This is a genomic window from Actinomadura sp. 3N508 (genome assembly GCF_044326375.1).
Classification (GTDB): domain Bacteria; phylum Actinomycetota; class Actinomycetes; order Streptosporangiales; family Streptosporangiaceae; genus Spirillospora.
The window spans coordinates 485,021-502,732 of the sequence record NZ_JBIRAX010000003.1 but is presented as its reverse complement, the minus strand read 5'-3'; the positions used below and the strand labels follow the sequence as shown (position 1 = coordinate 502,732).

The following is a 17,712-nucleotide window of genomic DNA, read 5'->3' as shown; positions in this document are numbered from 1 at the left end:
GGATCTCATCGGGCCTTTCCAGCCGGGTCCGGTGCGGAGGGGGCCGACGCACGGGGCGGATGAGCGGAGGCGATGCTGCGGGCGGAACGCCGCAGGGCGCGCACGGTGTCGGCATGGTCGGAACGTGCACGATGCACACGGTGAGTGGGAGTGTCCAGAGGGCCGAGCGACAGATCGCCACCGCCGGGCGTCTGGCGTCCTAAGGCGACCGTGGCCGCCTCCTTGCCGTCCTCGATGAGCGTGGTGTGGAACACACCGGCCGGCAGGGTGTACGACTCGCCGGTCCGGTGGGCGCTGGAAGGGCCGGGCGCGTACCGGACGGCGCGTCCGGTGGCCCTCAGCTCGTCCACGTCGCCCTGGCTCACGACCTCGAAGATCTGCTGCGTCGCATCTTCCGCGGACTCCTCTCCGGCGTTCGCCCGGATGTCCATCCGCACGTTACGCACCGTCCCGTACAGGACGAAGCTCAGCAGATCCCAGCTGTGGCAGTGCACCAGCGACGTGGTGGACGGCGCCGGACTCACCTCCGGCGTCCAGATGTGCAGGCACACGCCGAAATCGCCGTCGCGCTCCACGGGAAGGCACACGAAGCCCAGGGGATGCCGTAGGGCCGGCACAGGGGAACGGCCCGCCGCGACGTCGTCCAGGACGCCTCCGGCCCAGGCCGGGAGCGTCCGTGCCGCGGTACCGGCGTCGATCTCCCGGCGGATGTCCTCGTACCTCACTCCGTCACCAGTTCACGGTCACTCGTAGGGGTCCCTGGCCCGCAGCGCCTTCCGGATGATCTCGATGACGTCGCGGTCGGTGTAGGACTGCGCGAGGTCGATCCCGATCACCTCGAAGAGCTTGCGAACCTCCTCGACGGTCGGCTCGTCGTCCAGCGGAGCCAGCCGCGCCTGCTCGACGGGCACGCGGCGCGCCTGGTCCAGGCTGGTCTGCAGCTCCGCGCTCACCCAGCTGTAGTAGAACTTGTTGCTGTCGATGACGAGCGCCTCGCCGCGCGGGTCGTCGCGCGTGACCACCACCCGCGACGCCGCCAGGTCGTAGCGCAGCGTCGTCATCGTCCGCGCCAGGCCGATGTCGATGTCGAGCATGGCGAACCGCTGCTTGTGCCAGCACGCCGCCAGGATCGTCGCGTACGCCTCCTTGCGGGTGCGCTCCAGCGTCCAGGGCTCGCCCGTCGCGTCCGGGCCGTCCGACACCGAACGGCGGTGCCGCGCGTACGCCTCGCAGACCTCCACGTCGGTGGGGTCGAGGATCTCCAGGCGGAACAGCAGAGTCCGGCGGTCCCTGCGGGCCGCCGCCACGCACTCGGGCAGCGTCCGCGCGCGGATGTAGGTGCCCGTCCCGCCCTTGAAGAACCACCGGTCGGTCTCGCGGCGGGCCTCTTCGAGCACCTGCGCCACCTGCGCGCCGCTGATGACGCGGACGACCGTGGTCTCGTCCAGCGCGCGCTTGGTGTCGGACAGGACGCCCTCGAAGGCCTCGATGTGGCTCAGCCTGCCGCTCAGGTCGTCCAGCGTGGACGAGGACGCCCGCAGCGTGTCGCGGACCTCCGCCTCCACGGGGACGCGGCGCCCGCGGTCCCGCAGCACCGAGGTCGCCAGCAGGCCGATCACCGCGAGGATCGCGCTGTTGGTGATCTCCGACTCGTTCTCGAACTGCACGCCGAGCCCGATCACCGCGACGACGACGGCGAGGATTAGCGCGATCACGGCGTCGGCGTTCTTCCCGAACCAGTTGGTGAAGCGGGTCATGTTCTGCGGTTACCCCGTCCTGGGTCGGCGCCGGGAGGCGCTTCGGGGCGCGGTTCGGGGGCGTGCGGGGGTCGTCCCTGGCGAACAGCACGATCGGCGCCGTCATCGTAACCACAGCACCCGGAGCGCGGGAAAGCCCCGCGGGCAGGGGGATTCGCGTGCCTCTGCGGTGATGCCCGCCCTCATGTCGCCGTTGCGACCAGGACGACCTTTGCTACCCGCTGGTCGCTATAGGCTTCGTCGCATGCACGTGCGGGGCTGGTGGTCGTCCGCGTGGCCCTCGCGGCGGTCACGCGCGCTCGACATTGCCATCGCCGTGACGCTGGCCGCGTGGGACGGCTGTTTCCTGTGGTTCGTCGACCAGAGCTTCTGGCTGCCGCCGCCCGTCGTGGCGGTGTGCAGCGTCATCCTCGGCCTCGCCACGGTCGTGCGGCGCGTCTACCCGGTCGGCCTGATGTTCTTCCTGCTCGTCTTCGGCACGATCACCGGAGCGGGCGCGTTCGCGGCGCTCGTCATCGTGTACTCGCTCGCCGCCTACACCACGTCCCGCAGGACGGTCGTGGGGCTCGCGGTGATCGGGTACATCAGCTCGCTCGCCTTTCCTGGGCCGACGTCGTCGACGGAGTCCTTCCCGGCCCAGGCCATCTTCGGGGTCGCGTTCGTCGCCGTGCCCATCCTGCTCGGCCTCTACATGGGCGCGCGCAAGCAGCTCGTTGTCTCGCTCCAGGAGCGGGCGGCGCGCCTCGAACGGGAACAGCACCTCCTCGCCGAGCGCGCGCGGGGAGAGGAACGCACCCGTATCGCCCGGGAGATGCACGACGTGGTCGCCAACAGGATCAGCGTCATGGTCGTCCACGCCGGGGCCCTGAAGGCGATCGCCGTCCGTGACCCGAGCCGGGCCGCCGAGACCGCCGGCGTCATCGGCGACATGGGACGCCAGGCGCTGGAGGAACTCCGCCACGTCGTCGGCGTCCTGCGGCAGGGCGAGGAGGCGCTGCCCCAGGAGGCGGTGACCTTGGCGCACGTCCGGGAGCTGGTCGGGCAGTCGGGAGCGGCGGGCCTCCGCGTCGACCTGTCGATCCGCGGGGACGAGCGCCCCATGCCCGCCGCCGTGGGACGGACGGTCTACCGCCTCGTCCAGGAGGCGCTCACCAACGTCCACAAGCACGCGGGCGCCGCCGACACCCGCGTCGGGCTCGACCTGCTCCCCGAGGCCATCGAGGTCGAGATCGCCAACGACCCGCCCACCGCCCGCCCCGAGCACCGGCTGCCGAGCGGCGGGAACGGCCTGGTCGGGCTCCGCGAGCGCGTCACCGCCCTCGGCGGCAGCTTCGAGGCCGGGCCCCGCAGGGGCGGCTACGCCGTCCGCGCCAGGATCCCGCTCCCCGCCTCCTGACCTCGCCCCTCCAAACCGGCTGACCTGCGTCGATACGGAATGTCGGTGGGCTTGCGTACTGTTGGGGAAGCACGGGAGAACGCCGGACGAGGGGGAGGGCGGACGATGCGGCCGATCACGGATCTGCGGCGGCGCGTGGCGCCGTTCGAGGTCGTCACCGAGATGACGCCGTCGGGCGACCAGCCGCAGGCGATCGCCGAGCTCGCGGCCCGCGTCCAGGGCGGCGAGAAGGACACGGTGCTCCTCGGCGCCACCGGCACCGGCAAGACCGCCACGATCGCGTGGCTGGTGGAGAAGGTGCAGCGGCCCGTCCTGGTCATGCAGCCGAACAAGACCCTCGCCGCGCAGTTCGCCAACGAGCTCCGCGAGATGCTGCCGAACAACGCCGTCGAGTACTTCGTCTCGTACTACGACTACTACCAGCCCGAGGCGTACATCCCGCAGACCGACACCTACATCGAGAAAGACTCCTCGATCAACGACGAGGTCGACCGGCTCCGCCACTCGGCCACCAACTCGCTGCTCACCCGCCGCGACACCGTCGTCGTCGCGTCGGTGTCCTGCATCTACGGCCTCGGCACCCCGCAGGAGTACGTCGACCGCATGGTCCGGCTCAACGTCGGCCAGGAGATCGAGCGCGACGACCTGCTCCGCCAGCTCGTCGGCATGCAGTACACGCGCAACGACCTCGCGTTCACCCGCGGCACGTTCCGGGTCCGCGGCGACACCATCGAGATCATCCCGCAGTACGAGGAGCTCGCCGTCCGCATCGAGATGTTCGGCGACGAGATCGAGAAGCTCGCCACCCTGCACCCGCTCACCGGCGAGCTGATCACCGAAGACGAGGAGCTGTACGTCTTCCCCGCGTCCCACTACGTCGCCGGCCCCGAGCGGATGGAGCGGGCCATCCGCGACATCGAGACCGAGCTTGAGGAGACGCTCGCCGTCATGGAGCGGCAGGGCAAGATGCTGGAGGCGCAGCGCCTGCGCATGCGCACCAGCTACGACGTCGAGATGATGCGGCAGGTCGGCACCTGCTCCGGCATCGAGAACTACTCCCGCCACATCGACGGCCGCGGCCCCGGCACCGCCCCCAACACCCTCCTCGACTACTTCCCCGAAGACTTCCTGCTCGTCATCGACGAGTCCCACCAGACCGTCCCGCAGATCGGCGCGATGTACGAGGGCGACGCGTCCCGCAAGCGGATGCTGGTCGAGCACGGCTTCCGGCTACCGTCCGCGATCGACAACCGCCCCCTCAAGTGGGAGGAGTTCCTCGACCGCATCGGCCAGACCATCTACCTGTCCGCGACGCCCGGCACCTACGAGATGAACCGCGTCAAGGGCGACGTCGTCGAGCAGGTCATCCGCCCCACCGGCCTCATCGACCCCGAGGTCGTCGTCAAGCCCACCAAGGGCCAGATCGACGACCTCATCCACGAGATCCGCGAGCGCACCGAGCGGGACGAGCGCGTCCTCGTCACCACCCTCACCAAGAAGATGGCGGAAGACCTCACCGACTACCTCCTCGAACTCGGCATCCAGGTCCGCTACCTGCACAGCGAGGTCGACACGCTGCGCCGCATCGAGCTGCTCCGCGAGCTGCGCGCCGGCGAGTACGACGTCCTGGTCGGCATCAACCTGCTCCGCGAGGGCCTCGACCTGCCCGAGGTGTCGCTCGTCGCGATCCTGGACGCCGACAAGGAGGGCTTCCTGCGCTCGGAGACGTCGCTCATCCAGACGATCGGCCGCGCGGCCCGCAACGTGTCCGGCCAGGTCCACATGTACGCCGACACGGTCACCCCGTCGATGGAGCGCGCGATCGACGAGACCAGCCGGCGCCGCGCCAAGCAGCGGGCCTACAACACCGAGCACGGCATCGAGCCGCAGGCCCTCCGCAAGCGCATCGCCGACATCCTCGACTCCCTCGCCCGCGAGGACGCCGACACCGAGACCCTGATCGGCGGCGGCGGACGCCAGCAGAGCCGCGGCAAGGCCCCCGTTCCCGGCCTCGCGTCCCGCACCAGGGAGGTGGGCCGGCACGCCGCCGACCTCGTCGGCGAACGCCCCCGCGAGGAGCTGGAGGCCATCATCGAGGAGATGACCGCTCAGATGCACCAGGCCGCCGCCGACCTGCAGTTCGAGCTCGCGGCCCGGCTCCGCGACGAGATCAAGGAACTCAAGCGCGAACTCCGCGAGATGAAGGAGGCCGGGGTCAAGTGACCCCCGCCGCGCACGCCTGCGTCACGTGAAGGCCAGCACCACGCGATCCTCCACGGGCCGGAAGCCGATCCGCTGGTAGACGCCGTTGCTGGTCGGGTTGGCGAGGTCGGTGAACAGCACGACGCCGGTGACGGCCGCGTCCAGCGCGGCCCGCGTGACGGCGGCGGTGACCGCCGCGCCGTAGCCGCGGCGCCGGTGCTCGACCGGCGTGTACACGGGCGCGACCCGCGCCACCCCGGCGACGGCCCGCGTCCGCCCGGCCGCCGCCACGGGCCGGCCGCCGTCCTCCCAGAGCGTGATGAGGCCGTCTGCGAGCCTGCGATCGAACACCGCCGGGTTCACGCCGCCGGGCCCGCCGGCCTCCCGGTCGAACGCCGTGAACCACTCCCGCAGCAGCCCGCGGTCGGCCGCGGAGGCGACGCGCGCGGCGCCGTCCGGTGGCGGGTCGGGGACGGTCAGCCGGTCCAGCCGGTAGAGCCGCTGCCGCTGCGTCACGCGGCCCGCCGCGCCCGTCTCGTCCAGCCATGCTCCGGCGAACGCGCCGGCGACCGCCTGCTCCCCGTTGACATCGGGTACCGCCTCGCCCCGCCGGGCCAGCGCTCGCGCCAGCTCCCGCGCGGCGCGTTCGGGCATCGCGCTCAGCAGTGGCGGATACGTGCCGGTCCGCAGAACCGTGCCTTCGACCGGCCCGGCGTCCGTCCACCAGCCGAAGAGCGTCTTGCCGTAGACGCCGGGGCCTTGCTCGCGCAGGGTGTCGGTCACGGTGAGCGCCACGGTGTTCGCGACGGGGTCGCGGCGAAGGAAACCGTCCGCCCGTGCGAGGAATTCTTGGAGATCGTCAGTGAGCGTCCATCCCATGCCACAGCATGGCCATGCGCGCGCCGCGTCCGCATCTTGATTTCCCGCGCTCACGCTTGGGCGAGGAGGGTGCGCGTCCGGCGTAGGTAGTAGGCGACGGTGGCGATCGCCAGCAGCGGGCCCCAGAGCAGCAGCGGCCCGTAGGACGCGACGAACAGCCCGAGCCTCCACCCTTCGAGGTGCACGGTGGTGCCGTCCGGTGCGGTGAACTCGTCGAAGGTCAGCGAACTCATCAGGGTCCCCACGGTGAGCACGGCCGCGCCCAGGCCCGCGGGGATCACGGCGGCCAGGGTCGGCACCCTGCGCCCGCGCAGCAGCGGGATCCAGCGGGGCCACACCTCGCCCCACTGGCTGACCAGCCCGACGGCCAGGAACGCCAGCGCCTCGCTGAGGACGCTCAGCAGGATCGTGTAGCCCCACATGGGCATCCATGTGGGCACATCGCCGCGCATGTCGCCGATGTCGCCCGAGAACGGGCCGATCGGCGCGCCGAAGCCGAGCGCGATCCGCCAGATGCAGGACGGCAGCACGATCAGGCTCGCCGCATAGGCCGCGATCACCGCCCACCGGGGGACGCCTTCGACGGTCCGCCCATGCATCCGCTGAAAGCCTGACATCAGTTTCCCCGCCACCGTGAAACCCTTCCGATCATGTGTGAACCGCCCACCGCAAGTGAACGGCCCGCGCCCGGTGCCGGGCCTCCCTCCCGGGCGTGATCCCGCTCCCCTCACGGGGTGAACGGCCCTCGTCCCACCGGACGGCCGGCCGCGCGGTCACGGGGTTCCGCGGCAGGGCCCGCGAGACGCTCGCCGACCGCGGATCGACGCCGGGCGTACGGGCCGCATGCGGCCGGGTCTGTCCTTGCGGGGAGGGACCGGAGCGCCGGGGACGACCTACGATCATTGGATGGGGTCGGGGTACGAGGTCCGCGTGGCGCGGCCGGGGGACTTGGCGGGGTTGCCGGGGATCGAGACTTCCGGGGACGCGATGTTCGCGGAGATCGGCATCGTGTTCCCGCCCGCGCCGACCGTGATCGAGCAGCTGATCGGGAAGGGCGGGGAGATCCTCGTGGCGGGCGATCCGCCGGTCGGGTTCGCGGCGGTGGAGGAGCTCGACGGGGCCGCCCATCTGGAGCAGATCTCGGTGCGCGGCGACCTGGTCGGGCGCGGGATCGGGGTCCGCCTGCTGGCGGAGGTCAAGGTGCGGGCCGCCGCGGGCGGCTCGCCCGGGGTGAGCCTGCTGACGTTCCGCGACGTCCCATGGAACGGCCCCTGGTACGCCAGGCACGGGTTCGCGGAACTGCCCGAGGAGAGCTGGGGCCCGGGGATCCGCTCGTACTGGGACGCCGAGGTCAAGGCCGGGCTGCACGCGCTGGGCCCGCGGCTCGTGATGTGGGCGCCGCTCCCGTGACGACCCCGAAGCTTAGAGATCTACAATGTAAAGGCGGGAACCGGGGCGGCCGCGTGAACGTCTCGCTCATGGACCGTGGAGGAGGACGATGATCAGCCCGGTGACGTGGCTGCGGGACCGGCTCGGCGAACGGGGGCTCGGGCTCGCCGTGCTCGTGGGACTGCTGGCGCTGGCCGTCGTCCCGCCGGTGGCGCTCCCTGCCGTGCGCTGCGAGGTGTTCGGCGCGGGCTGCCGCGAACCGGCGCCGGGGGAGGTGCGCGCCGATCCGGTCGCGCAGCGGAAGACGCCCACGCCGGTCGAGGCGGCGACGCGCGGCTCCTACGTGGCCCTCGGGGACTCCTACTCGGCGGGGCTCGGCGCGGAGGCGACCGTGGCCGACAGGAACCCGCTCGCCCGCTGCCACCGGACGTCGAAGGCGTACTACCACGAGGTCGCGCGGGCGTTCCCGTTCGCGAAGGGCACCTCGTTCTGGGCCTGCTCCGGCGCGACCATCAACGACTTCCTGAAGGGGCGGAACGGAGAGCCGCCGCAGCTGGGACGCATCAACGCCGACACCAGCCTCGTCACGCTGAGCATCGGCGGCAACGACGTCGGGTTCTCCACCGTCCTGTCCGGGTGCGTCGTGAAGATGCCGTGGAGCGAGGGGTGCACCCGGCAGGGCGAGAATGTCGCCGGGCGGATGGCCGAGCTCCGGCGCAGCCTCCCCGACCTGCTCGACAAGATCGCCGCGCGGGCGCCCAGGGCGCGGGTGGTGCTCATGGGGTATCCGAAGGCGTTCTCCGAGGTCAGCGGCGTGGACGGGGACAACATCACGGTCGCCGACCAGCGATGGCTGAACGCGCGGGCCTACGACCTGAGCCGGCTGATCCGCCAGTCCGCCCAGGAGGCCGACGCGCGGATCGCGGCACGCAACGGCCAGGGCAGCGTCGAGTTCGTCGACGCCTACAGCGCGTTCGCCGGTCACGAGGTGGGCAGCAGGGACGCCTACATGAACGGCCTGCTGCTGAACCTGTCCGCGTTCTCCGCCGAGCCGCGCAGCTACCACCCGACCATCGCGGGCCAGCACGCCCTGGCCGGCCTGTTCATCGAGCAGATCAAGAAGGGCCCCGGCCGCCCGCTGGCCTGACTCGGAGGGGTCGCCTAGCGCGGGACGGCGCGTTCCACCGCGAGGGCCACGAGATCCTGGACGTCCTCGTCGGTGAACACTCCCGGCAGCGTGAGGTGCTCCACGATCAGCCAGTTGAGGGCCAGGTAGAGCAGCCGGACCGTGGTGGCGTCGCCGGGCAGCCCGGAGTCCAGGTGGTAGGCGATGTTGGCCTCGACGTCCGCGCGGACCCGCTCGGTCAGCACGGTCCGCAGTTCGGGACGCCGCGTCGCCTCCAGCCGCAGTTCCAGCAACGCCAGGTAGCCGGTGCGGAAGTCGGAGATCCGGCCGACGACCTCGCGCAGCAGTTCGGTGACCCTGGCCAGGTCGCGCGGCCCTTCGAGCCGTCCGGCCAGGACGGTCGCGTCCGGCTGCATGCGCTCGTAGATCCGCCGGCCCGCCTGCGTGAACAGGTCGTCGCGGTTGGCGAAGTAGTTGGACGCGGTCCCGACGGGCACGCCCGCCTCGGCGTCCACCGCGCGGAACGTCAGCCCGCGGGCGCCCTCCCTGGCCAGCACCTCGATCGCGGCGTCGACGAGCGCCGCCCTCCGTTCGACGTTCCTCCGCATGTTGACACCACTCCATTCGTAGTACTACATTCAAACCACTTCATATAGAGTACTACGAACGGAGCGCATAGATGCGAAAGCTCGTCTACTACGTCGGTGTCAGCATCGACGGCTACATCGCCGGACCCGCCGGCGAGGTCGACTTCTACCCGGTCAGCGACGACATGATGGCCTGGATCAACGAGCGCTATCCGGAGACGCTGCCCACGCACATCCGCGCGCAGGTCGGCATGGAGAACGCGCCGAACAAGCGGTTCGACACGCTGGTCATGGGCCTCGGCACCTACCAGCCCGCGCTGGACATCGACGTGACCAGCCCGTATGCGCACGTCCGGCAGTACGTCGTGTCCACCACGCTGGACGAGATCGCCGACCCGTCCGTGGAACTGGTCAGGGACCCGGCCGGGCTCGTCCGCGAACTCAAGGCCGAGGACGGCGACAAGGACATCTGGCTCTGCGGCGGAGGCAAGCTCGCCGCCGCGCTGCTACCCGAGATCGACGAGCTGATCGTCAAGAGCTATCCGGTCGTGGCGGGGACGGGCGTTCCCGTCTTCGCCGGCGAGTTCCGCCCGACGCTCTTCGATCCGGCCCGGCGGGAGTCGTTCGGCAACGGCGCCCAGGTCACCTGGTTCACCCGCGCTTCGTAGGCTGGACGGCGGAACTCCCGTCGATTGGGGGCCGCGATGACCGTCACCATGGCGCTCGCCGGAGACACCATGCTCGGCCGCGGAGTGGCGGACGAGATCGCCGTCTCCGGTCCGCACGAGCTGTTCTCCGGCGGCGTCCGCGAGGTGTTCGCGGAAGCGGACCTCGCGCTCCTGAACCTGGAATGCTGCGTCTCCGCCCGCGGCGAGAAATGGGCGGCGCCCGGCAAGCCCTTCCATTTCCGAGCGCCCCCGAATGCCGCCGAAGCCCTCACCGACCTCGGCGTCGACTGCGTGAACCTCGCCAACAACCACGCCCTCGACTACGGACCCGACGCGCTGCGGGACTCCCTCGACATCCTGGAACAGGCGGGAATCGGCTGCGTGGGCGCGGGCGACGACGGCCGGGACGCGCGGCGGAGCGTCGTCCTGGAGGCGGGCGGCCTCCGGGTCGCGGTGGTGGGCGTCACCGACCATCCGGCCGACTTCGCCGCGGGGCCGGGCCGTCCCGGCGTCGCCCATGCCGACCTCGAAAGGGGCGTGCCCGGCGGCCTGCTGGAGCAGATCGGCCGGCTCCGCGCGGACAACGACGTCGTCCTCGTCCTGCCGCACTGGGGCCCGAACATGACGACGGAGCCGCTGCACTACGTCCGGCGCGCGGCCAAGCGGCTCCTGGACGCCGGCGCGACCCTCATCGCGGGGACGTCGGCGCACGTCTTCCACGGCGTGGCCTGGCCGGTCATCTTCGACATGGGCGACTTCATCGACGACTACGCCATCGACGAGCAGCGCCGCAACGACCTCGGGCTGCTGTTCCTGATCGCGCTGGACGGCGCGGGCCCGGCCCGGATCGAGGCGGTGCCGCTCCGCCTCGACCACTGCCGCACCCGCCTGGCCGTGGACGACGACCACCGCTGGATCACCGAGCGCTTCACCCGCGCCTGCGCCGCCCTCGGCACCCACGTCGAGCCCCGCGGTGGCCGGCTTGTCATCGAGCGGCCGTCATAGCGGGTCGCCGAGCGGGCCGTACTCGTCCACGAGGGCTTCGGCCCAGTGGGCGGCGAAGTCGGGTTGCGTGCCGTCCACGTCGGTGAACCCGTACTCCTTGTACAGGCTCCAGGTGGCGAGGGCCCGCCCGGTCTTGGCCATGACGCCGGGGTCGGCGGCGAGGGCGGCGACGGCCCGTCCGACGTAGGCGGGGGTCTCTGAGTGGGCGAAATGCGGGTCCTTGGCGATGGCGTCCCGCCAGTTGTCCTCGGTGACGCCGAAGTGCTCCAGGACGGCCTCGGACCGCAGGAAACCGGGCGTGATGGCAACGGCCGTGACACCGTGCGGCTTCAGCTCGGCGGCCTGCGCGAACGCCAGCCGGATCACCGCCGACTTTGCGAGGTCGTAGAAGAATGTGCCGCGGTAGCGGGCGGTGTTGCCGTCGGTCACCTCCACCACCAGGCCCCGGCGGCGGGCGACCATCAGCGGCAGCGCGAACCGGCTGGTGATCACGTGGGTCTCCACGGCCTGCCGCAGCAGCCGCAGCCCGGTGCCGAGGTCCTGCTCCCACAGCGGATGCTCCCAGTCGGTCAGCGGGTCGCCGCCCCACACGGAGTTGACGAGCACGTCGAGCCGCCCGTCCTGTTCCGCCGCGATCCGGTCGACCAGCGCGCGGACCTCGTCCGGACTGCTGTGATCGGTGCGGACCGCGATGCCGGCCCCGCCCGCCGCGGTGACCTGCTCGGCGGTGTCCTCGATGGTCTCCGGACGTCCGATGTCCGAACTCGCGGACCGGCTGCTGCGGCCCGTCACGTAGACGGTCGCGCCGGCGGCCCCCAGCTGGACGGCGATGCCCCGTCCGCCCCCGCGGGTCCCGCCCGCGACCAGGGCCACCGCGCCGCTCAGCGGACGCTTCTCCACGGTCATGTCTTCCTCCGAACGTGTGGTGCCAGCACTGTGCCGATCTCGTGCTCGACCCGCTCCGCTAGCGCGCCCTGCCGGTCGAGCGCCCAGGTCAGCCCGGCCCCGGCGACGGCCGCCTGGACCGACCCGGCCAGAGCGCCGGTGTCCGTCCCGTCCCGCAGCTCACCACCGGACACGGCCGCTTCGAGCAGCGTCTCGATCGCCCGCCGCTGCGCCTGATGCATGGCCAGGGCGTGCTCGTAGAACTCGGGATCGGTGAGATCCATGCAGAAGAAGGCCAGGTGGTTGGCGTACCTCTGCGGGGTGTCGACGTCCGCCACCGACTCCCGGGCCAGCGCGAACACCGCGTCCAAGGCCGAATCGCATCCCTCGCGCGCCCGCTCCTGAAGAACGTGCGCGTCCGGGACGGCCCGGCGGGCCAGCGCCAGCAGCAGCCCGCGCTTGGACCCGAACCGCTGGACGAGCGTCCCCGGCACGAGCCCCACCTCCTCGGCCACCGCCGCGAGCGTCAGCTTCGCCGGACCCACCCGCCCGATCACCTCGACCACCGCCCGCAGGATCACCGCGTCATCGACCCCTCGCGGCCGACCCGCCATCGGCATCTCCTCATTATTAAGTGAACAGGCATTTATTAAACCATGCCGGAGTGGCCACGCAAGCCATGAACGGCCTGATCACGGTCGAGCGCGTACCGAGGCCTCCCGGAGCTCGCGCCGGATGAAGGGGGCGAACGGATGAGAGTCCAGCGACAGCGCTTCCTCGACCGCATCCGGCGCGACCACCCGACGCGCCGCGATCTCGAAGCGCGCCTCCCACGGACGCAACTCGACCTCCGCCCGCCACGCCGACCGGACGAGCACCCGTCCCCGCTCGGGCCCGGTCACGCACTCACCACGGGTGAAACCGAGCAGCCGCGCCGCCAGGACCGTAGCGCATGCCTCCTCGTCCATCTCCCGGCGCAGGGTCTGCTCCCAGCCCTCGCCGGGCTCGGGACGGCCCGCGGGCAGATCCCAGGCGGCGCCGTCCGGGCTGACCAGCACGATGTCGCCGGCGGCGGTCACGCACACGCCCGCCGCGCCATGCGGGATCCCCGCCGGAGGTTCAGGGGGCGGATGCCACGACACCGTCCACGACTGCCCGCCGGACCGGACGGGCACCGGCACCCCGTCCGCCGCCACCGCTCCGTCCACCATGACCGCGCTCCACTCTGCCGCTGCATCCGATCAGCACCTCTGCGCGATACGTACGATGCCGTCCCGGATCCGTCCCATGAGAGGATGCCGCATCCAGGCGGTTCGTCGAGTGGATCAGGATCCGTCAGTCCGTTCTGGTGATGGCGTTGAGGCGGTCGACGGCGGTGGCGAAGTCGTCGGCCATGTCGTAGACGACCTGGCGGGCGGGCTTGACGGTGTTCATCAGGCCGACGCACTGGCCGACGAAGTAGTTGGCGAGGGCGCGGGCGCCCGGGTTGCCGGACTCGGCGATCTTGGTGATCTGCCGCATGGCGCCCTCGGCGACGATCATCTGCAGCGGCATGCCGAGCGGGCCGGGGCTGGACGGGGACTCCCACTCGTCGGTCCAGGCGGAGCGGAGCTGGCGGGCGGGCTTGCCGGTGCGGGAGCGGGAGCGGACCGTGTCGCGGGACGTGGCGGCGAGCATCTTCTCCTTCACGGCCGGGGACGTCTCCGCCTCCTCGGTGGTGAGCCAGACCGAGCCGCACCACACGCCGGACGCGCCGAGGGCCAGCGCGGCGGCCATCTGGCGGCCGGTGGCGATGCCGCCCGCGGCGAGGACGGGGACCGGCGCGACGGTGTCGACCACCTCCGGGACCAGGACCATCGTGGAGATCTCGCCGGTGTGCCCGCCCGCCTCCCCGCCCTGCGCGACGATCAGGTCGGCGCCGGCGGCGACCTGGCGGCGGGCGTGCTCGGGCGTCCCGACGAGCGCCGCCACCGGGATCCCGGCCGCCTTCGCCTTCTCGACCATCAGCGGGGGCGGGGTGCCGAGCGCGCTGGCGATGAGGCCGATCGGGTGGGCGAGGGACACGTCGATCAGCTCGGTCGCGCCCTGCCGCGTGACCTGCGTTCCGCCGCGCGCGTTGGATCGCCTGGCCTGCTCGAAGTCGGGCAGCGGGACGTCGTACTTGGCGAAGAGGCCGGCGAGGAACGTCCAGTGCTCGCCGGGGATGGCGGCGAGCATGGCGTCGAGGCCGCCGCCGTCCGCCGCCGACTTGTCGATCTTGCCGGGGACGAGGACGTCCACGCCGTAGGGGCGGCCGTGCACGTGGTCGTCGATCCACCGCAGCTCCTCTTCGAGCCGGTCGGGGGTGTAGGCGACGGCGCCGAGGACGCCGAAGCCGCCCGCGTTGGTGACGGCCGCGACGACGTCCCGGCAGTGGCTGAAGGCGAACAGCGGGAACTCGATGCCGAACCGCGCGCAGACCTCGGTGTTCATGCCCCGACGCTAGATGACCGAACGGTATTCGGTCTAGGGGTGGAAGAGGAGGTACGACTCGCCTTCGTCCGGGTGGACGAACGTCGCGCGGAGGGGAAGACCCTCGCGCAGGTCGTCGCGGCCGACGCCGTCCAGGCGGGCGTGCAGCCACGGGCCCTCGGCCAGTTCGACCAGCGCGAGGAACGTGGGCGGCTCGCCGGAGCGATGCACGATCGTCCAGGTCACGAGGGTCGCCTCGCCGCTCGCCTCGGCCCAGCCCGGGTCCTCGTCGCCGCACCCGGGGCAGGCCGCCGCGTCCGGCGCGAGCCACCGGTCGCAGGACGCGCAGCGCCTGATGACCAGGCGGCCGGCGGCGGTGCCGTCGAAGAACGGGTCGGTCCGGCCGTCGCGCCGGAGCACGCCGATCCGCATGGCTAGAGCGCCCCCTTCGCGTGCGGGCTGACGATCAGCGTCGAGTGGTGGTCGAGGATGCCGCCGTTGCCGCTGACCAGGATCACGTCCGTGGACGGGGCCTGCCGCTCGCCGCCGTCCCCGCGCGCCTGGATCACGGCCTCCGACAGCGGCGTCATGCCCCACATGTAGTAGGCGGACAGCTGGCCGCCGCCGGTGTTGGTCGGCAGCGACCCGCCCGGCCCGAGCGCGCCGGACGCGGCGAACGCGCCGCCCTCGCCCTTGGCGCAGAACCCGTAGTCCTCCAGCGACACGAGGACGGTGTAGGTGTAGCAGTCGTACAGCTCGCAGACGTCGACGTCCGGGACCGTGATCTCGGCCATCTTCATCGCCGCCGCACCGGACGCCGCGGCGCCCGTCGTCAGGCCGAAGTCGCTGCCGCGCTCCCTGCGGTGCCCGGGGTGCCCCTGCCCCCAGCCCCACAGGTGGACGGGCGGACGCGCCAGATCGCGGGCCCGGTCAGAGCCGGTCACGATGACGGCGATGGCTCCGTTGGAGACGAGGCAGCAGTCGAGGAGGTGCAGGGGCTCGGACACCCAGCGGGAGCTCTGGTGGTCGTCGAGGGTGATCGGGTCGCGCATCTGGGCGAGCGGGTTGCGGGCCGCCCAGCCGCGGGTCGAGACGGCGATCGCGCCGAGCTGCTCGCTGGTGGTGCCGTAGCGCGCCATGTGCCGCTGGGCCGCCAGCGCGTAGTACGCGTTCACGCTGCGCAGGCCCAGCGCGGCCGTCATCCCGCCGAAGCCGTACCACTCGCGGGCGTCGCGGTCGTACGCCGAGCCGGACGGCTGCTCCGGCTTGAGCGGCGCGTCGGCGAAGACGCAGGCGACGGCGCTCGCCGAGCCGCTCAGCACCGACATCGCGGCATAGGACACCATCGCCCCGGCGGTCGCGCCGAAGGCGTTGATCTGGGAGAGCAGGCGCAGGTCGCGGAGCCCGAGGGTGTCGGCCAGCTCGATGCCGGGGGAGCCGCCCATGCCGTGGCTGACGAGCAGCCCGTCCAGGTCGGCGGTGGTGAGACCGGCGTCCGCGGCGGCGAGCCGGACCGCGTCGGCGGCGAGCCGCCGGGGGCTCCGCCCGTACACCTTGCCGAGCTCGGTCATGCCGAGTCCCACGATCGCAGCGTTCATCGCCCCCTACGGTACCGAACGGCATTCGGCATCGTTCAGCGGGCACGGAACGCGTTGCGGTACGCCAGCGGTGACGCGCCGACGCGGCGGGCGAAGTGGGCGCGCAGCGTCACCGGCGAGCCGAAGCCGGCCTCGGCCGCGACGCGCTCGACCGGCAGGTCGGTGCTCTCCAGGAGCTGCTGCGCGCGGTGGACGCGGGCGCGCGACAGCCACTGCAGCGGCGTCGTGCCCGCCTGCTCGCGGAACCGGCGCGTCAGCGTCCGGACGCTGACGGACGCCTGCCGGGCGATGTCCTCCAGCGTCAGCGGACGGTGCAGGTTGGCCTCCAGCCAGGCCAGCGTCGGCTGGAGGGCGCCCTCGCCGTCCGGCGGGTGCTCATGGCGGATGAACTGGGCCTGGCCGCCGTCGCGCTGCGGCGGCATGACGATCCGGCGCGCGGTCCGGGCCGCGATGGCCGAGCCGTGGTCGCGGCGGACGAGATGCAGGCACAGATCGATCCCCGCGGCGGCGCCCGCCGACGTGAGCACCCGGCCGCCGTCCACGTACAGCACGGCCGGGTCTACCTCGACGTCCGGATGGCGGCGGGCCAGCGCGGCCGTGTACCACCAGTGCGTGGTCGCGCGCCGCCCGTCCAGGAGACCGGCGGCGGCGAGGACGAACGCGCCCACGCAGATCGACGCGATCCGGGCGCCGCGCGACGACGCGTCGCGCAACGCGTCCAGCACCTCGGCAGGCGGATCGGCGCGCGGGTCCTCATGGCCGGGGACGACGATCGTGTCGGCGGCGGCGAGGGTGTCCAGCCCGTACGGGCTGTCCACGCGCATGTGACCGAGGAGCGGGGTCGTCCGCGCCCCGCCGGGCCCCGTGCACACCCGTACCTCGTACAGCGGGACGTCGCCGGACGTGGTCGTCATCCCGAACACCTGGCCGGGGACGGCGAGGTCGAACGCCACCACGCCGTCCATGGCGAGCACCGCGACCACATGCATGGCCAGAACGTAGCGCACATCGGCAGTCTGGACACTTCCGCGCACCCCGGCCGGCGCCGGACGATCAACCGCATGACCGACCAGTTCACCGAATTCTCGATGCCCGACACCGACCTGACCCGCAAGGCCTACGACCTGGTGTTCTCCCTGGGGCCCGAGATGCTCGCGCACCACAGCGTCCGCACGTACCTGTTCGGGCGCGCCATCGGCGAGGCGCGGGGCGTGCGCGCCGGAGCCGACTACGACGACGAGACGCTGTTCCTGGCGAGCCTCCTGCACGACGCGGGCCTCACCGAGCGCGGCGACGGCGCCGGCCGCTTCGAGGTGGACGGCGCCGACCTCGCCGCGGAGTTCCTGAGCCGCAACGGCCTGGACGACGAGCGCGTCCGCGTCGTCTGGGAGGCGATCGCCCTGCACACCAGCGTGGGGATCGCGCACCGGATGCGTCCCGAGATCGCGCTCACCCACGCCGGAAGCAGCGCCGACATCGTCGCGCTGGGCGCCCGGGCGCTGCCCGAAGGCCTCGCCGACCGCGCGCACGCCGCCTTTCCCCGCGACGGCGCGAGCCGCCGCCTCACCGAGATCATCATCGGCCAGATCATCCGGAACCCGGCCAAGGCCCCGATCGGGTCGCTCCCCGGCGAACTCGCCCGCCAGCACGGGGCGGGCGTCCCGATCCCCGAATGGGCGAAGCTGGTCGCCTCCGCCTGGCCCGGCGTCCGCTGACAGCGCACCGCCCGCGTCCCCGGGGCGACGGGGGCGCGGGCGGCGGGACCGGTC

19 protein-coding genes are annotated in these 17,712 nt (G+C 72.2%); 7 read left to right on the top strand and 12 right to left on the bottom strand.

Annotated elements, in window-relative coordinates:
• Window positions 1-5: 5 nt before the first annotated feature.
• Window positions 6-725 (bottom strand): hypothetical protein, encoded by a 720-nt coding sequence (locus ACH34S_RS13665; RefSeq protein ID WP_395952935.1) that lies wholly within the window; start codon window positions 723-725, stop codon window positions 6-8.
• A gap of 18 nt (window positions 726-743) precedes the next feature.
• Window positions 744-1,757, bottom strand: a complete 1,014-nt coding sequence (locus ACH34S_RS13660; protein WP_395952934.1) for a hypothetical protein — start codon at window positions 1,755-1,757, stop codon at window positions 744-746.
• 244 nt (window positions 1,758-2,001) lie between these two features.
• Between ACH34S_RS13660 and ACH34S_RS13655 the strand changes: the two genes are divergently transcribed.
• Both ACH34S_RS13655 and uvrB read left to right on the top strand, forming a co-directional pair.
• A complete protein-coding gene (locus ACH34S_RS13655) occupies window positions 2,002-3,153 on the top strand; it encodes a sensor histidine kinase (protein ID WP_395952932.1) in 1,152 nt (383 codons plus the stop codon).
• A 105-nt stretch (window positions 3,154-3,258) separates the two neighbouring features.
• Window positions 3,259-5,376 carry an excinuclease ABC subunit UvrB gene (gene uvrB, locus ACH34S_RS13650; RefSeq protein WP_395952931.1) on the top strand — a complete coding sequence of 706 codons (2,118 nt, stop codon included), beginning with the start codon at window positions 3,259-3,261 and terminating at the stop codon, window positions 5,374-5,376.
• Between the two features lie 21 nt (window positions 5,377-5,397).
• Here the strand turns inward: uvrB and ACH34S_RS13645 are convergent, their stop codons facing one another.
• Together ACH34S_RS13645 and ACH34S_RS13640 are read right to left on the bottom strand one after the other, a co-directional pair.
• Window positions 5,398-6,234 carry a GNAT family N-acetyltransferase gene (locus ACH34S_RS13645; RefSeq protein ID WP_395952930.1) on the bottom strand — a complete coding sequence of 279 codons (837 nt, stop codon included), beginning with the start codon at window positions 6,232-6,234 and terminating at the stop codon, window positions 5,398-5,400.
• Between the two features lie 50 nt (window positions 6,235-6,284).
• A complete protein-coding gene (locus ACH34S_RS13640) occupies window positions 6,285-6,833 on the bottom strand; it encodes a hypothetical protein (RefSeq protein WP_395952928.1) in 549 nt (182 codons plus the stop codon).
• A gap of 307 nt (window positions 6,834-7,140) precedes the next feature.
• Here ACH34S_RS13640 and ACH34S_RS13635 point away from each other — a divergent pair, with 307 nt between their 5' ends.
• Window positions 7,141-7,644, top strand: coding sequence for a GNAT family N-acetyltransferase (locus tag ACH34S_RS13635; RefSeq protein ID WP_395952927.1), 504 nt, complete (start codon window positions 7,141-7,143; stop codon window positions 7,642-7,644).
• A gap of 88 nt (window positions 7,645-7,732) precedes the next feature.
• On the top strand, window positions 7,733-8,770 hold the full coding sequence (locus ACH34S_RS13630) for an SGNH/GDSL hydrolase family protein (RefSeq protein WP_395952926.1): 1,038 nt from the start codon (window positions 7,733-7,735) through the stop codon (window positions 8,768-8,770).
• A gap of 14 nt (window positions 8,771-8,784) precedes the next feature.
• Here ACH34S_RS13630 and ACH34S_RS13625 read toward each other — a convergent pair whose 3' ends face one another.
• A complete protein-coding gene (locus tag ACH34S_RS13625) occupies window positions 8,785-9,357 on the bottom strand; it encodes a TetR/AcrR family transcriptional regulator (RefSeq protein WP_395952925.1) in 573 nt (190 codons plus the stop codon).
• A gap of 71 nt (window positions 9,358-9,428) precedes the next feature.
• Here ACH34S_RS13625 and ACH34S_RS13620 point away from each other — a divergent pair, with 71 nt between their 5' ends.
• Both ACH34S_RS13620 and ACH34S_RS13615 read left to right on the top strand, forming a co-directional pair.
• Window positions 9,429-10,004 (top strand): dihydrofolate reductase family protein, encoded by a 576-nt coding sequence (locus tag ACH34S_RS13620; protein ID WP_395952924.1) that lies wholly within the window; start codon window positions 9,429-9,431, stop codon window positions 10,002-10,004.
• A gap of 36 nt (window positions 10,005-10,040) precedes the next feature.
• Window positions 10,041-11,009: a CapA family protein gene (locus ACH34S_RS13615; RefSeq protein WP_395952923.1), complete on the top strand. Its 969-nt coding sequence runs from the start codon at window positions 10,041-10,043 to the stop codon at window positions 11,007-11,009.
• Here ACH34S_RS13615 and ACH34S_RS13610 read toward each other — a convergent pair.
• From ACH34S_RS13610 to ACH34S_RS13580, 7 genes are all read right to left on the bottom strand, one after another.
• Window positions 11,004-11,915, bottom strand: coding sequence for an SDR family oxidoreductase (locus tag ACH34S_RS13610; protein ID WP_395952922.1), 912 nt, complete (start codon window positions 11,913-11,915; stop codon window positions 11,004-11,006). The two genes, ACH34S_RS13615 and ACH34S_RS13610, sit on opposite strands and share 6 nt — an antisense overlap.
• Window positions 11,912-12,508 carry a TetR/AcrR family transcriptional regulator gene (locus ACH34S_RS13605; RefSeq protein WP_395952921.1) on the bottom strand — a complete coding sequence of 199 codons (597 nt, stop codon included), beginning with the start codon at window positions 12,506-12,508 and terminating at the stop codon, window positions 11,912-11,914. The genes ACH34S_RS13610 and ACH34S_RS13605 overlap by 4 nt, the downstream gene beginning before the upstream one ends.
• Before the next feature lie 78 nt (window positions 12,509-12,586).
• A complete protein-coding gene (locus ACH34S_RS13600) occupies window positions 12,587-13,105 on the bottom strand; it encodes an NUDIX hydrolase (protein ID WP_395952920.1) in 519 nt (172 codons plus the stop codon).
• A gap of 124 nt (window positions 13,106-13,229) precedes the next feature.
• A complete protein-coding gene (locus ACH34S_RS13595) occupies window positions 13,230-14,366 on the bottom strand; it encodes an NAD(P)H-dependent flavin oxidoreductase (RefSeq protein ID WP_395952919.1) in 1,137 nt (378 codons plus the stop codon).
• A 33-nt stretch (window positions 14,367-14,399) separates the two neighbouring features.
• Window positions 14,400-14,777, bottom strand: coding sequence for a Zn-ribbon domain-containing OB-fold protein (locus tag ACH34S_RS13590; protein ID WP_395952918.1), 378 nt, complete (start codon window positions 14,775-14,777; stop codon window positions 14,400-14,402).
• A 2-nt stretch (window positions 14,778-14,779) separates the two neighbouring features.
• Window positions 14,780-15,943: a thiolase family protein gene (locus ACH34S_RS13585; protein ID WP_395952917.1), complete on the bottom strand. Its 1,164-nt coding sequence runs from the start codon at window positions 15,941-15,943 to the stop codon at window positions 14,780-14,782.
• Window positions 15,944-15,978: 35 nt separating this feature from the next.
• Complete coding sequence (locus tag ACH34S_RS13580; protein ID WP_395952916.1) at window positions 15,979-16,950, bottom strand: GlxA family transcriptional regulator; 972 nt, start codon at window positions 16,948-16,950, stop codon at window positions 15,979-15,981.
• Window positions 16,951-17,004: 54 nt separating this feature from the next.
• Between ACH34S_RS13580 and ACH34S_RS13575 the strand changes: the two genes are divergently transcribed.
• Complete coding sequence (locus ACH34S_RS13575; protein WP_395952915.1) at window positions 17,005-17,658, top strand: HD domain-containing protein; 654 nt, start codon at window positions 17,005-17,007, stop codon at window positions 17,656-17,658.
• Window positions 17,659-17,712 lie beyond the last annotated feature (54 nt).

Excerpts from the sequence above, each read along its gene's own strand:
- uvrB (WP_395952931.1), top strand. The coding sequence starts at position 3,259 with ATGCGGCCGATCACGGATCTGCGGCGGCGCGTGGCGCCGTTCGAGGTC.
- ACH34S_RS13635 (WP_395952927.1), top strand. The coding sequence starts at position 7,141 with ATGGGGTCGGGGTACGAGGTCCGCGTGGCGCGGCCGGGGGACTTGGCG.
- ACH34S_RS13630 (WP_395952926.1), top strand. The coding sequence starts at position 7,733 with ATGATCAGCCCGGTGACGTGGCTGCGGGACCGGCTCGGCGAACGGGGG.
- ACH34S_RS13595 (WP_395952919.1), bottom strand. The coding sequence starts at position 14,366 with ATGAACACCGAGGTCTGCGCGCGGTTCGGCATCGAGTTCCCGCTGTTC.
- ACH34S_RS13645 (WP_395952930.1), bottom strand. The coding sequence starts at position 6,234 with ATGGGATGGACGCTCACTGACGATCTCCAAGAATTCCTCGCACGGGCG.
- ACH34S_RS13610 (WP_395952922.1), bottom strand. The coding sequence starts at position 11,915 with ATGACCGTGGAGAAGCGTCCGCTGAGCGGCGCGGTGGCCCTGGTCGCG.
- ACH34S_RS13585 (WP_395952917.1), bottom strand. The coding sequence starts at position 15,943 with ATGAACGCTGCGATCGTGGGACTCGGCATGACCGAGCTCGGCAAGGTG.
- ACH34S_RS13660 (WP_395952934.1), bottom strand. The coding sequence starts at position 1,757 with ATGACCCGCTTCACCAACTGGTTCGGGAAGAACGCCGACGCCGTGATC.
- ACH34S_RS13625 (WP_395952925.1), bottom strand. The coding sequence starts at position 9,357 with ATGCGGAGGAACGTCGAACGGAGGGCGGCGCTCGTCGACGCCGCGATC.
- ACH34S_RS13615 (WP_395952923.1), top strand. The coding sequence starts at position 10,041 with ATGACCGTCACCATGGCGCTCGCCGGAGACACCATGCTCGGCCGCGGA.
- ACH34S_RS13590 (WP_395952918.1), bottom strand. The coding sequence starts at position 14,777 with ATGCGGATCGGCGTGCTCCGGCGCGACGGCCGGACCGACCCGTTCTTC.
- ACH34S_RS13600 (WP_395952920.1), bottom strand. The coding sequence starts at position 13,105 with ATGGTGGACGGAGCGGTGGCGGCGGACGGGGTGCCGGTGCCCGTCCGG.
- ACH34S_RS13620 (WP_395952924.1), top strand. The coding sequence starts at position 9,429 with ATGCGAAAGCTCGTCTACTACGTCGGTGTCAGCATCGACGGCTACATC.
- ACH34S_RS13655 (WP_395952932.1), top strand. The coding sequence starts at position 2,002 with ATGCACGTGCGGGGCTGGTGGTCGTCCGCGTGGCCCTCGCGGCGGTCA.
- ACH34S_RS13575 (WP_395952915.1), top strand. The coding sequence starts at position 17,005 with ATGACCGACCAGTTCACCGAATTCTCGATGCCCGACACCGACCTGACC.
- ACH34S_RS13640 (WP_395952928.1), bottom strand. The coding sequence starts at position 6,833 with ATGCATGGGCGGACCGTCGAAGGCGTCCCCCGGTGGGCGGTGATCGCG.
- ACH34S_RS13605 (WP_395952921.1), bottom strand. The coding sequence starts at position 12,508 with ATGGCGGGTCGGCCGCGAGGGGTCGATGACGCGGTGATCCTGCGGGCG.